Below are 13103 nucleotides of genomic sequence, written 5' to 3'. Positions count from 1 at the left end.
TTGCTATTAAAATTACTTTCTATTTTTGTACTCTCTACCTATCTTATCTGCTAATTTAATTGCTGAAACTACTTCTGAAATTTCTATTCCAAATGGCATTGAGTATATTGATTCTTCTGGTATACAAGCCTTTTCAGCAACCTCAAATAACTCTTCATCTGAAACCTCTGTTACTCCTATATCTTCAAGACATACAGGAAGACCTATTTCTAAACAGAAATCTAATACTTCATATAACTCCTCTTTTGGTGCATTCTCAAGAACTAATTGAGCTATTGTTCCAAAAGCAACCTTTTCTCCATGGAAGTATCCATGTGTTCCTTCTAATATTGTTAAACCATCATGTATTGCATGAGCTGCAGCTAATCCACCACTCTCAAATCCTAATCCTGATAATAATATGTTTGTTTCTACTATATTTTCTAAAGATTTAGTAACACAGTTACATTCACAAGCATCTTTAGCTTTCTTTCCATCTTCTAATAATGTTTCATAGCAAAGCTTAGCGAGTGCTAATGAAGCATTTGTTCCGATTGCTGGTCTACACTTTTCTTCTCTTACCCCACATGGTAATCCCGCATTGACTTTAGTAAATGAACTTGATGTTGCTCTTGCTTCAAAGTAAGTTGATAAGGCATCTCCCATACCTGCTACTAAGAAACGTGTAGGTGCTTTTGCTATTACCTCTGTATCTACTAAAACAACGCTTGGGCTTGCTTTGAAGTACGCATAATCATCAAATGATCCATCTTCTGTGTATAAAACTGCTGAGTGGCTAGTTGGAGCATCTGTAGCCGCTATTGTTGGCACTACTATAAGCTTTTCACCTTCAGCTACACACTTAGCTGTATCTAAAGCTTTTCCTCCACCAAGACCTACTGTGCAATCACATTTCTTTTCTTTTGCAAGTTCTTGAAGTCTTTTAACTTCTTGACGTGAACATTCACCTTTAAATCCGCCTTCTATAAATTCAATATTGAATTTCTTTGCTGTTGCATCTAATTTGTCTTTAATTCTCTTTATATCCTCCGGATGAGCTATTAAAAGTGCTGACTTTCCGTAAGTCTCTACAAAGTAACCTAAATTAAGTAACTCATTTTCTCCTTGAACATATTTTGTTGGACATATAAATGCCTTTCTCATAAAATCATCTCCTCAATAAAATCGTTTACCAAATGTTATGATGTTATTATAAACCTCACTGCAAACTATTACATTGAAGTTTATTGATATAATATTGGACTATTTCAACCTTTTCATACATCTTTTTCATAAAAAATAGGACTTTTGACACATTTAAAGCAAACGTATTCAAAAAGTCCAATTATTTTTATTATTTAAGTTATTCTCCTTTAAAATATGTATTAAAAAAATATACATATTAAAGTTTTGAATTACTATTTTTGAAAAATATCAGGATAAAATCGTAATAAATCTAAACATTGTCAAAATAAACTATTTATTTTATAAATCTTATTTTTATGTAATTTGCTTATTCATTTTTAAAGGTTTATATTAAGGACAAGGTTGTTGATGTTAGAAATTTTGTTCAGAGTATTGTTAAAAATTCGCTTAGTAAATTTAGACAAAATAATCTATTTACTAAGAAGTAGTACACTTCTGTAAGTGGTTATAGAACAAAGAAATAACATCAGCAACTTTACTATATAATGCTGTATAAATATATTTATATGTCTTTAAAAATCAATATAAGGTTTGGAAGTGGTTAAGATGAAAATTATATTTCATATTGATGAACCTGGTAAATGGCCTATTGTTTTAGAGAATCTAAAGAATGTATTAAACAATGCTAAAGAAACTAATAGAACATATGAATTAGAAGTATTAGCAAATTCTATGGCTGTTTTTCAGTTAAAAGAAGTAATAGCTAGAAATACTAATTTAATAGACAAAATTATTGAACCTGCTGAACAAGGTGTTGTTTTTGCAGTGTGCAATAACTCATTAAAAAAATTTAACATAGCTAAAAATGAATTGTTTTCTTTCTGCAAAGTAGTTCCCACTGGAATTATTGAGCTTGCTGAAAAGCAATCAGAAGGATATTTATACATCAAACCATAAAATTTAACATAACCCACTACCCTTTAAAATTATTTAATAAAAACTCTATGTTCTACCGACATAGAGTTTTTTTTATTAAATATTATTCAAATTTATCTACTAAAACAGATGGAATAGTTATATTTCCTCCCATAGTAGATTTATATGTTAATAACCCTGCAGATTTTCCCATTATAGTAATTTCATCATTCTCTAAAATTCTATTATTACCAGTTAAAGTCTTAGGTACTCCTAAATATAAAATATTATCATAATTATCATTAACAGCTAACCTTATTTGAGTTTCATCATCATCTTCCATTACTTGTACAACTTTTCCACTAAATTTTACTTTTTTCCCTAAATAATCATCTGGAGTTCTAGCTAAATTTTCATAAGTTACGCCTGTATCATATCCCTTTTTTTCTTCTTCCTCTTTAGCCTTTTTCTCAGCTGCCGCCTTTTCAGCTGCCGCTTTCTCTTCTGCCTCTTTTTGCTTTTTCAATTCTTCTTCTTTAGCTTTCTTTTGAGCATCACTCATTTCAAACCATGGTTTAGCTTCATCAAGTTTACTATTTAATTCTTCATTCTTTTTATTTAATAAATCTATTTGAGAATTATATTTATTCTCTATATCTTTAATTCTTTTATCAGTATTTGATTTTTCTATGCTTCCCCCTAAAATTAAACAAACAATAGCTACTACTATACAAAGTCCTTTTTTTGATTTAAAAAATTCCGTCAATTTTTGTTTATTCATAATCCTACTCCTTAAATTTAATTTAACATTATTATTTTTTTACTGGAATATTATAGCATACAATTCATAATAAGTTAATAATTTACTTTATAGTAATTTAATATACTATAGTATATTTTTATATTCAGTACCTTGTAATATATAGTAGTGTATGATATATTATAGTCAAGATTTACAAATTATTGTTAATAATACAATTGAAACTCCGCATATTGCAAGGGTTTTAAGAAGATTTATATAAATGAGAAAGCAGGTGAATAGATGAATTCTCAATTTAAAAAAGGGGTTTTAGAACTTTGTGTTCTCTCTCTACTCTCAAAAAAAGACTACTATGGATATGAACTTATAAGTAAAATCTCAGAGAGAATATATATTTCAGATGGAACAATATACCCTATCCTAAGAAAACTTAGCAAAGAAGGTTTTTTTACAACCTACTTAAGAGAATCTCAGGAAGGTCCCCCAAGAAAGTATTATAAAATCACAGACTTAGGACTTCAGCGTAAAGAACTTTTAAAACGTGAATGGTTTGATCTATTAGATGGTATAAATTATTTATTAGAGGAGGGTGATGAGAATGACTAAACAAGAATATCTTAATGAATTAAGAAGAAATTTAAGAGGTTTTTCCCAAGAAGAGATTGATGATATTTTATATGATTATGAAGAGCACTTCTCTATTGGATTATCCTCAGGTAAAACTGAAGAAGAAATAGCTGAAGATCTTGGAGATCCCAAAGATATAGCTGAGCAATATAAAAAGGCTAAGGGTAATCCAACAATTGAAGAAACAGCAAGATATTATAAAGAAAAAGCAAAAGAAAAAACTAGAGCATTCAGTAAAAGTATATCTGAAAGTTCAAATAAAACAGATAAACTTATGAAAATAGTTTTATTCATTGTATTAGCTATTATTTTATCTCCTATAATTTTAGGAATCGCAGGATCAATTATCGGCATATTTATAGGTGGAATAAGTCTTATATTTAGTTGTTTAATCGGCATGATATCATGTATAGCTTTAGCTGCTACAAGTACAGGCGGACTTACATCTCTATTCTTTGGAGTTATTTGGATATTAATCTCTTTAATATTCCTAGGAATTCTTATGACTACACTGGGATATTATGGAATTAAAGCATGTATAGTTTTAATAAAGAAAGCTATTGAGTATTTAACAGAGCCTAAATTAAAAGATAAGAAGCCCTTCTGGAATAAGAAGGCTGTTGTTGGTATGATAGTTTCTCTAGTGATATTCATAGCAACATTTTCAGTGGGATTATTTCAAACTATTTCATCAGGACTTTCTATAGGAAAAGATTTAGCTCCTCAGATTTCTAATTACTTAGGTGAATTTGATTATGGTCAATTTAATTTTGATTTATTTGGTACTAGTCATACTATAAATGATAGTGAATCTCGTAGCATAGAGTCTGTAAACAAAATTACTATAAAATCAAGTATTGCAGATGTTAATATACTTAAGTCTGATACTGATGAGTTAAAAACCGAGCTTAAAGGAAAATACAACTCTAATGATAACAACACACTAAAACTTAGTGTAACAGAAAATAATGATAATTTAATTATAGAAACTCAAAACTCTCCTCATAATATATTTTCAAGAGATTTAACATTAAATATTTATATTCCAGAAAGTTATAAAGGCGATATATCAATAACAAATGTATCTGGAGACATTAAATCTGAAAGAGTTTTAGAACTTAACTCTCTTAGAATGGAAACTGTAAGCGGTGATATAGAATTCAACTCTGTATCAGCTCCAACAGTAACAGCTAACACAACTTCTGGTGATATAGAATTTAATAAACTAAATACAAATACCTCTTCACTAAAAACAGTTTCTGGAGATATTAAGGCTAGCTCCTATGTAGGAACGCTAACTGTAGATTCAACTTCTGGATCTATAGATATAAACTTAGCCGAGGTTAAAGGTGCTTCAACAATAAACTCTGTTTCTGGAGATGTAGAACTAGGAGTTGAAGTTTCAAACAATCTAGCTTTAGAAGGGAAAACAACATCTGGCTCTATAGAAGTTGCTGATGGTGTAAATACATCAAATATAGAAAAAGGTGATAAACTTTTAAAAGCAACATTTAATTCTGGAGATAATAAATTAAATATTACAACAGCAAGTGGAGATATTAAATTAGATAATTTCTAAATTAAAAGCACCCCGTGGGTAAAGCGGGGTGCTTTATTAATTAGTTGTTGTTTATTTTTGTTGTTAGTTATTAGTTGTTGTTTTTATTTGAGCTTACAAACTCAATGGTTGTCCATTTTGGATTTAAATAAAATTGTTTAAGGGTTAATTGGAGTTTATTAACTCCTAAAGTATTAATACATTTTTATCACTTGGTTAACTCTCATTATAAGAGCTAAGCATTCATTTTTAATTTTGACTTTTAGTTAATATGTTGTGTGTGTTTAATTTTCAATTAACTTCAAACTGCAGATAGTGTATAGTCTATTTTATTATCTAAATAAACTTCCACTTATTATTAATTTTTGAATTTCATTTGTACCTTCATAAATTTGAGTTATTTTAGCATCTCTCATCATTCTTTCTAATTGGTACTCTCTCATGTATCCATTACCACCAAGCATTTGAATAGCTTCAGTAGTAACATGCATTGCTGCATCTGTACAAACTAATTTAGCCTTTGCAGCTGACAATGAATAAGGTTTTCCTTCTTGCTTGTCCATAGCTGCCTTATATAACATATATTTAGCTTGTTCAATTTCAACAGCTAATTCAGCCATTTTAAATGCTAAATATTGTTGTTTAAATAAAGGCTTACCAAATTGTTTTCTTTCCTTCATGTATTCCTTAGCAATTTCGAAAGCTCCTTCTGCTATTCCTAAACCTTGGGCTGCAACCCCGATTCTTCCTCCATCTAGAGTTTTCATAGCTATCTTGAAGCCATCACCTTCCTTACCAACTAAATTGCTAGCTGGCACAACACAGTCATTAAATAAAACTTCTGAAACTTGTGCTGATCTAATACCACATTTATCTTCTATTTTTCCTATTGATACTCCTGGAAAATCTTTTTCAACGATAAATGCAGATAATCCTTTAGGTCCTTTTGTTCTATCTGTTAATGCAAAAACTATGAATGTTCCTGCTAAAGGTGCATTTGTTATGAAGCATTTAGCTCCATTTAATATATAATTATCGCCTTTTTTCTCAGCTACAGTTATAACTCCACTAGCATCTGAACCAGCATTTGGCTCTGTTAATCCAAATGATCCAAGTTTTTTACCTGAAAGTATGTCAGGTAAATACTTTTTCTTAAGCTCCTCTGAAGCGTTACTAATTCCTCCTGCACATAATGAAGTGGTTACTGAGACTGCTATCCCCATAGATGCATCAACCTTTGAAATCTCTTCAACAGCTATAACATATGAAAGATAGTCTCCCCCAGTTCCGCCATATTCAGTTGAATATGGAAGACCTATAACTCCTAATTCACCTAACTTTTTATAAGCTTCCATTGGAAATGTACTATTTTCATCATTTTCAATAGCAAATGGTTTTAGTTCTCTTTCAGCAAATTCTCTTACCATTCTTTGAACGTCTAATTGTTTCTGTGTTAAACTGAAATCCATACCTTAATTCCTCCCAAAATTCTGTAATTATATCTAAAGCTAAAAAGCTATTTAAACATCTAATATTAAGTTAAAATTATTCTTTGCCACTATAAATGTGACTAAGTATTATCTTTTAATATATTTTTCAATTTCAAAGATTACCTAATACTACTTATACCAACTTATCCTTATTTAATTCCCATAAGTTTATCGTGGAATATTCTTTCATCCATTAACTTAAGAGGCTCGTCTATCTTAGGAACAAAGTCCATATAAGCTAAAATATCATTTTCAAGATCAACTCCTGGAGCAATCTCTGTTAAGTGTAATCCATCATCTCTTAATTCAAATACAGCTCTTTCAGTTATATACATAACTGTCTGATTAGTTTTGTTGGCATATTCTCCACTAAAAGTAATTTGCTCAACATCTTCAAGAAACTTACTACACTTTCCTTCTTGAACTATATGAAGTTTGCCATCTCCTATCTCTACCTTTAATCCTGAAGCCGTGAAAGTACCACAGAAAATAACCTTTTTAGCATTTTGAGTTATGTTTATAAATCCACCACAGCCTGCTATACGAGGTCCAAATTTACTTACATTTATATTTCCATTTTTATCAGCCTGAGCTAATCCTAAGAATGCTATATCAACTCCACCACCATCATAGAAATCAAATTGATAAGGTTGATCTAAAATAGCATCTGGATTTATACAGGCACCAAAGGCTGCTCCCCCTTGAGGTACTCCTCCAACAGGGCCAGATTCAACTGTAAGTGTCATATAATCTCCAATACCTTCTTCATTAGCAACTAATGATATAACCTCTGGTATACCAATTCCTAAGTTAACTATAGTATCTTTTTTTAGTTCCATAGCGCCTCTTCTTGCAATTACCTTCCTTGCATTTAAAGGTGCCTTTTCTATGCTACTTAATGGAACTCTTACTTCTCCTGTATATGCCGGATTAAATTTCATTCCTAAACATTGTTCATGATCACAGGGTTCTGCTAGAACTATTCCATCAACATATATTCCCGGAATTTTAACAAGTCTAGGGTCTAAACATCCACTTGCTACCACTCTCTCAACCTGTACAAAAACTTTTCCGCCGTTATTCTTACAAGCTTGCGCAATTGAAGTAACGTCTAGTGTGGCAACTTCTCTATCTAAAGTTATATTTCCACACTCATCAGCTGAAGAGCCTCTTAAAAAGCAAATATCTATTGGAAAAGATTTATAAAGAAGCTTTTCTTCTCCTTCTATTTCAATAAGTTTAACTATATCCTCTTTAGTGACGTCATTTAACTTTCCTCCACTAATTCTTGGATCAACAAATGTATTTAACCCTACATGAGTTATAGTTCCAACTCTCTTACCAGCTATATCTCTAAATAACTGAGCTAAAGTTCCTTGAGGCAAGTTATATGCCTCTATTTTATTTTCAACAGCCATCTTTCCTAGCTTCGGAGCCATATTCCAATGACCTGCTATTACTCTCTTTGTCATTCCTTCATGAGCAAAGTGGTCAGCACCACTTCCATCTCTATTTCCTTGAGCTGCAGAATACATTAAAGTTAAATTCTTTGGATGACCAGTTTCCAAAAAACGCTTTTCTAAAGCCTTAGTCAAAGACTCTGGACAACAGCTAGCAACAAATCCTTCTGTTACTATAGTATCTCCATCTTTAACAAATTCCGCGACCTCACATGGTTTCAAAAAACTAACCCTTACCATACATAACAATCCTTTCATGGGTAGATTAATATAAGTTACATAAACTTAATTGCTGTTTTATTTTTTATAAACTTATTTAGATTTTATATATTCAAAGTAGTTTTATTTATCCTGGAAATCAGCTTTTCTCTTTCCAACAAAGGCATTCATTCCTTCTAATTGATCTTCTGTTGAGAAACATAAAGCAAATAAATCTGCTTCATAGTTATATGCTGATTCAGTATCCATGTTTAATCCGTTGTTTATTGCAGCCTTAGCTAATCTTACTCCTACTGGGCTCTTGCTCATTATCTTATTAGCTAACTCTCTTGCTTTATCCATTAACTCTTCTTGCTCATAAACCTTATTAGCAAGTCCTATTCTATGTGCTTCTTCAGCATCAATCATATCTGTTGAGAATATAAGTTCTTTAGCTACTCCCTTTCCAACTAATCTTGGAAGTCTTTGAGTTCCTGCAAACCCTGGAAGAATTCCCAAGTTAACTTCTGGTTGTCCAAATTTAGCTTTTTTAGAAGCTAATCTTATATCACAAGCCATTGAAAGTTCACATCCACCGCCTAATGCGTATCCATTAACAGCAGCTATAACAATTTGTGGCATATTTTCTATGTCTGAAAATACCTTTTGAGCAAGTCTTGAGAAATCTCTTGCCTCCATTGAATTTAAATCTTTCATCTCAACAATGTCTGCTCCTGCTACAAAAGCCTTTTCTCCTGATCCTGTTATAATTACAGTTTTAATATCTTTTCTTTTTGAGATTTCGTTTATAACGTCACCAAGTTCAGTTATAGTTTGATTGTTTAAGGCATTTAATGCTTTAGGTCTGTTTATAATAACCTCTGCAATCCCATTTGCTTCATTAAAAATAATATTTTCCATAATACTCTACTCCCTTTCAACCTTTAAATAATTTTAAAATTTGCCTGTTACTATAAATTCTTTAGTTTTTATATATTAATAAAATTTGAGATATTTATTTTTTAGTGTAGTAAAATTTATCAAAATCAATAATTTTAAAAGGTGGTAATTTTTAAAAATCATTGTTTTTAGGTGCTAAATAAAATTTATAATTAACAGATAAGGAAGTTAGTTAATTCATAAAAAGTTATTCCATGTCCATGCTCATAAATTTAAGTGGTAATGCTAACAGAACTCCTCCCCCAACCATATTTCCTAAAGTAACCCAAAATAGATTACGAAAAATAAGTGGTAAACCTAAACTTCCAGAAGAAAAATAAGTTATTGAGAATATTCCCATATTAGCAATACTGTGTTCAAAACCAGCGATAACAAATGCAAATATACACCAGAACATAATTATTAATTTTCCTGTTTCAGATTTCATTTTTATTGTGCTTAGGAATGCTATACAAACCATGAAGTTACAAAGCATACCTCTTAGAAAGAGCTCTATAGCCGGCAAAGTAAGTTTTATATCAACTATACTTTTGGCATAATCACTGATTAAATCAATGGATGCTCCACTTTTCACAAATAAAAACGCTAATAATATAGATCCTATAAAATTACCTAAATAACTCATGAACCATACTTTTAAAGCCATGGTTAAAGTACAATCTTTGTTGTATATTCCCATTGCCATTACTAAGTTGTTTCCTGTGAAAAGTTCTCCTCCAATGAAGGCAATAAGCCCTAATGCTAAAGAGAATGTAGCAGCCACCATTATTCTAGCTATTTCTGGATAGGAATTATTTAATACCGCTCCAGTGGTATATGAAAGAATTATAGCCACTACTAGGAAAAACCCAGCAACTACTGCTCTGAAAAAATACTTTATAGGAGCTCTATCTGCAAATTCAAACTTATTAACTGCCATGTCTGAAATCAATTTTATGTCTTTCTTTTGCATTCATTCTCCTTTATTTATATATATTATGTTTTTATTTGGCTGATTTTATATTTTTAATTTATTAATTTAAATCACTAAAGTGCTAAGTAAAACTTAACTTCCTCAATGATAAATAACCATCTTTTAATTTTAAAGTTATTAGATTTTTAATTTATATAAAACTACTCTTTTAATTAAATAATCTTATATTGGGCGAAGCCCAAAAATTTATTGAAAAACTTATCAAAATCCAATCTTTTCCATAGCTTTCCCAATATAAAGATATTTAATTGAGTATTAGGCGGCTATTTTACTAACTCATCGTAACCTTCGTAATTAACTTTAACTAATTCTCCAGTTTCGAAAGATTCTTTACAAGCGTATCCAACGATAGTAGATAATACACCATCTTCAACAGTTACATCTGGCTTTCTATTTTCTAATACACAGTCAACAAACTCTTTAACTTCTGCTAAGTATGCATCTTCAAATCTCTCTAAGAATCCACCAGCACATTCTTTATTAATTCCTCTATCATCAAATACTGTAACTATGTTCTTATCTGGAGTTGTTCCAATTCTTAATGTACCTTCAGTTCCTATGATCTCAGTTTCTATATGATAACCATGAGCACAGTTTCTTCCAGCAACAAGTAATGCCATTGTTCCATTTTTGAATTTAACCATAGCTGCTCCAGTTTCAGCATCATTTATCTCATCAAACTCTTTATGTCCATAAGCTCCACCTATAGCCCATAATTCATCTGCTTCTGACTCTAAATACCATCTAGCTAAATCTATATCATGAATTGCCATATCTAAGAATAATCCACCACTGTAGCTATCTTTAGCAAATTTTAAGAAGCTTGGTAAAGCTTTAGCTGGATCTAATCCATAACATCTAACTAATACTGGTTTACCTATAGCACCTTCTTCAATTTTTTGTTTAGCATAAGCATATGATTTATCATATCTTCTCATAAATCCAAGCATGAATATTTTTTCTGGATGAGAATTTACAGCTTTCATAGCTTCTACTGCATCTTCTAAATATAATCCAAGTGGTTTTTCACTAAACACATGGAATCCAGCATCTAAAGCTTTCTTGATTTGTTCACAATGATACCCTGATGGTGATGCTATAAATATTGCATCTAACTCTTTGTTAGTTAACATTTCATCGAAATCAGTATATCCATATGGAATGTTCCATGCTTTTTGAACCTCATCAACTTGAGATTGATCTATTGAACAAACAGCTAAAAGATTTGCATTTGGAATTTTAAATGCTAAATTTTCAGCATGAGCTCTTCCTAATCTTCCTAAGCCTACAATACCAAAGTTTACTTTTTTCATGATTAATTCCTCCCAAAAATTTATCTTGATACATTAAGTTATATACTCATAAACTCTTATAATTTACACTGCTATTCCTAAAGGTGAGAAAGTTAAATAAACTACTATCATAATAAGAACTACAGCTATTGATGCTGATTTTGCATATTTCCAAGGAGTCATATCTATTAATGCATGGTCAGCTTGAACAAAATCTGTTTCTCTTGGTTTAATCTTACCTATAATTAACATTACAACTATAGCTACTGGTAGTAATACACCTAATACGTATAAGAAATGTACATCTGATAAGAAGAATTTTGATAACGTATACAAAATAATGTGAACTATGAATACTACTTTAGCAGCTAAACTTGGAACTCTCTTTGTAAAGAATCCAACTATTACACAGGCTAATATTGGTACGTTAAAGTATCCATTACATTCTTGTAAGAAGTTATATAATCCTGATGGAGCATATAAAATGAATGGAGCAACAACAACTGATACAATTGATACTACTATAACAAATTTTTGTCCTACTCTTACAAGATGCTTTTCTGAAGCCTCTGGATTTATCATAGGCTTGTATAAATCTAATGTAAATAGTGTTGATGAACTGTTCATAGCACCATTTAATGAACTCATAGCGGCTCCAAATAATACTGCTGCAAATATTCCTAATAAAGGTTTTGGTAGTACATCAAGTAATAATGTTGGGTAAGCCATATCTGCATTTGGTAATCCATTTCCATATTTTGCGAATGCTATAATTCCTGGGAATACAAGTATTGCTGGAGTTAAAACCTTGATCAAGCCTGCAAGTATAGCTCCTTTTTGAGCTTCTTTTAAGCTACTAGCTCCTAATGCTTTTTGTACTATTGACTGGTTTGTACACCAATAGAATAAGTTATTAAATAATAATCCTGTAAATAATACTGGCCATGGAATTAATGGTGCTTGTGCATTTGCTGGGTTAATAGCGTTAAGCTTTTCTGGGTTTCCAAGGATTATTTCAAATCCTCCAATAAAATCTCCATTTCCAAGTAATAATAGACCTAATATAGGTACTAAAAGACCTCCAATTAATAATCCAAGTCCGTTTATAGTATCAGAGAATGCTGATAATTTCATACCTCCAAGTACTGTGTAGATAGCACCTACTACCCCTAGTAAGAATCCAGTTAATGCAACTGCTTGGAATGTAGTTATTCCAAACATTTCTGATATACCAAAAATCTGATTTAAAACTAAACCACCAGAGTATAAAACTGTAGGTATGTAAGTTATAACATAACTAACTAAGAATAAAATTGAAACTATTCTCTTTGTTGTACTATCGAATCTTTCTTCTAAATAATCTGGGATTGTTGTTATTCCACCTTTTAGATATCTTGGTAAGAATATAAGTGCTAATGTTATAAGGGATATACATGAGGTTACTTCCCATGCCATTGGTCCCATATTAGTGGCATAACTTTGACCGTTAAGGCCTATGATCTGTTCCGTTGAAAGGTTTGTAAGTATCATTGTTGCAGCGATTACAGGACCACTTAATCCTCTACCTGCTAAGAAGTATCCTGTTGCTGTTTCAGTGTTATCTGTTCCTTTAGCTTTATACCATGCAATAGCGAATACACCTACTAAAAAAACTGCAAAACTCAAAAATATGAACATAAAATTTCCCCCTACCCTACTTAGTGGTGGTAACAGCATTTTTAATGCTGTTACCTAAAATTCATTAT

Annotated in this window: 11 protein-coding genes; 3 read left to right on the top strand and 8 right to left on the bottom strand. The window is 31.0% G+C overall.

Translation table 11 applies throughout. From position 1 onward, the window contains the following. Nucleotides 1-12: 12 nt before the first annotated feature. On the bottom strand, nt 13-1143 hold the full coding sequence (locus OIF33_RS15600; RefSeq protein ID WP_322505156.1) for a glycerol dehydrogenase: 1131 nt from the start codon (nt 1141-1143) through the stop codon (nt 13-15). Between the two features lie 588 nt (nt 1144-1731). Here OIF33_RS15600 and OIF33_RS15595 point away from each other — a divergent pair. Further along, nucleotides 1732-2082, top strand: coding sequence for a DsrE family protein (locus tag OIF33_RS15595; protein WP_322505155.1), 351 nt, complete (start codon nt 1732-1734; stop codon nt 2080-2082). Nucleotides 2083-2164: 82 nt separating this feature from the next. Here the strand turns inward: OIF33_RS15595 and OIF33_RS15590 are convergent, their stop codons facing one another. Continuing rightward, complete coding sequence (locus OIF33_RS15590) at nt 2165-2821, bottom strand: toxin regulator (protein WP_322505154.1); 657 nt, start codon at nt 2819-2821, stop codon at nt 2165-2167. Nucleotides 2822-3082: 261 nt separating this feature from the next. Here OIF33_RS15590 and OIF33_RS15585 point away from each other — a divergent pair, with 261 nt between their 5' ends. Continuing rightward, on the top strand, nt 3083-3406 hold the full coding sequence (locus OIF33_RS15585) for a PadR family transcriptional regulator (protein WP_322505153.1): 324 nt from the start codon (nt 3083-3085) through the stop codon (nt 3404-3406). Beyond that, on the top strand, nt 3399-5006 hold the full coding sequence (locus tag OIF33_RS15580; RefSeq protein ID WP_322505152.1) for a DUF4097 family beta strand repeat-containing protein: 1608 nt from the start codon (nt 3399-3401) through the stop codon (nt 5004-5006). The genes OIF33_RS15585 and OIF33_RS15580 overlap by 8 nt, the downstream gene beginning before the upstream one ends. Nucleotides 5007-5317: 311 nt before the next feature. Here the strand turns inward: OIF33_RS15580 and OIF33_RS15575 are convergent, their stop codons facing one another. From OIF33_RS15575 to OIF33_RS15550, 6 genes are all read right to left on the bottom strand, one after another. Next, nucleotides 5318-6454, bottom strand: coding sequence for an acyl-CoA dehydrogenase family protein (locus tag OIF33_RS15575; protein WP_322505151.1), 1137 nt, complete (start codon nt 6452-6454; stop codon nt 5318-5320). 170 nt (nt 6455-6624) lie between these two features. Further along, nucleotides 6625-8175 carry an acyl CoA:acetate/3-ketoacid CoA transferase gene (locus OIF33_RS15570; RefSeq protein ID WP_322505150.1) on the bottom strand — a complete coding sequence of 517 codons (1551 nt, stop codon included), beginning with the start codon at nt 8173-8175 and terminating at the stop codon, nt 6625-6627. Between the two features lie 102 nt (nt 8176-8277). Then, a complete protein-coding gene (locus tag OIF33_RS15565; RefSeq protein WP_322505149.1) occupies nt 8278-9054 on the bottom strand; it encodes an enoyl-CoA hydratase-related protein in 777 nt (258 codons plus the stop codon). A 226-nt stretch (nt 9055-9280) separates the two neighbouring features. After that, nucleotides 9281-10045, bottom strand: a complete 765-nt coding sequence (locus OIF33_RS15560) for a formate/nitrite transporter family protein (protein ID WP_322505148.1) — start codon at nt 10043-10045, stop codon at nt 9281-9283. 284 nt (nt 10046-10329) lie between these two features. Continuing rightward, on the bottom strand, nt 10330-11379 hold the full coding sequence (locus OIF33_RS15555; RefSeq protein WP_322505147.1) for a Gfo/Idh/MocA family oxidoreductase: 1050 nt from the start codon (nt 11377-11379) through the stop codon (nt 10330-10332). 63 nt (nt 11380-11442) lie between these two features. Next, nucleotides 11443-13035, bottom strand: coding sequence for a solute:sodium symporter family transporter (locus OIF33_RS15550; RefSeq protein WP_322505146.1), 1593 nt, complete (start codon nt 13033-13035; stop codon nt 11443-11445). Nucleotides 13036-13103: the final 68 nt, after the last annotated feature.

This window comes from Clostridium sp. LIBA-8841 (assembly GCF_034439435.1).
Lineage (GTDB): Bacteria > Bacillota > Clostridia > Clostridiales > Clostridiaceae > Sarcina.
The sequence above is the reverse complement of the archived record's forward strand: the minus strand, read 5'-3'. Positions and strand labels throughout refer to the sequence as shown.

Excerpts from the sequence above, each read along its gene's own strand:
- OIF33_RS15570 (WP_322505150.1), bottom strand. The coding sequence starts at position 8,175 with ATGGTAAGGGTTAGTTTTTTGAAACCATGTGAGGTCGCGGAATTTGTT.
- OIF33_RS15590 (WP_322505154.1), bottom strand. The coding sequence starts at position 2,821 with ATGAATAAACAAAAATTGACGGAATTTTTTAAATCAAAAAAAGGACTT.
- OIF33_RS15575 (WP_322505151.1), bottom strand. The coding sequence starts at position 6,454 with ATGGATTTCAGTTTAACACAGAAACAATTAGACGTTCAAAGAATGGTA.
- OIF33_RS15585 (WP_322505153.1), top strand. The coding sequence starts at position 3,083 with ATGAATTCTCAATTTAAAAAAGGGGTTTTAGAACTTTGTGTTCTCTCT.
- OIF33_RS15560 (WP_322505148.1), bottom strand. The coding sequence starts at position 10,045 with ATGCAAAAGAAAGACATAAAATTGATTTCAGACATGGCAGTTAATAAG.
- OIF33_RS15600 (WP_322505156.1), bottom strand. The coding sequence starts at position 1,143 with ATGAGAAAGGCATTTATATGTCCAACAAAATATGTTCAAGGAGAAAAT.
- OIF33_RS15555 (WP_322505147.1), bottom strand. The coding sequence starts at position 11,379 with ATGAAAAAAGTAAACTTTGGTATTGTAGGCTTAGGAAGATTAGGAAGA.
- OIF33_RS15565 (WP_322505149.1), bottom strand. The coding sequence starts at position 9,054 with ATGGAAAATATTATTTTTAATGAAGCAAATGGGATTGCAGAGGTTATT.
- OIF33_RS15550 (WP_322505146.1), bottom strand. The coding sequence starts at position 13,035 with ATGTTCATATTTTTGAGTTTTGCAGTTTTTTTAGTAGGTGTATTCGCT.
- OIF33_RS15595 (WP_322505155.1), top strand. The coding sequence starts at position 1,732 with ATGAAAATTATATTTCATATTGATGAACCTGGTAAATGGCCTATTGTT.
- OIF33_RS15580 (WP_322505152.1), top strand. The coding sequence starts at position 3,399 with ATGACTAAACAAGAATATCTTAATGAATTAAGAAGAAATTTAAGAGGT.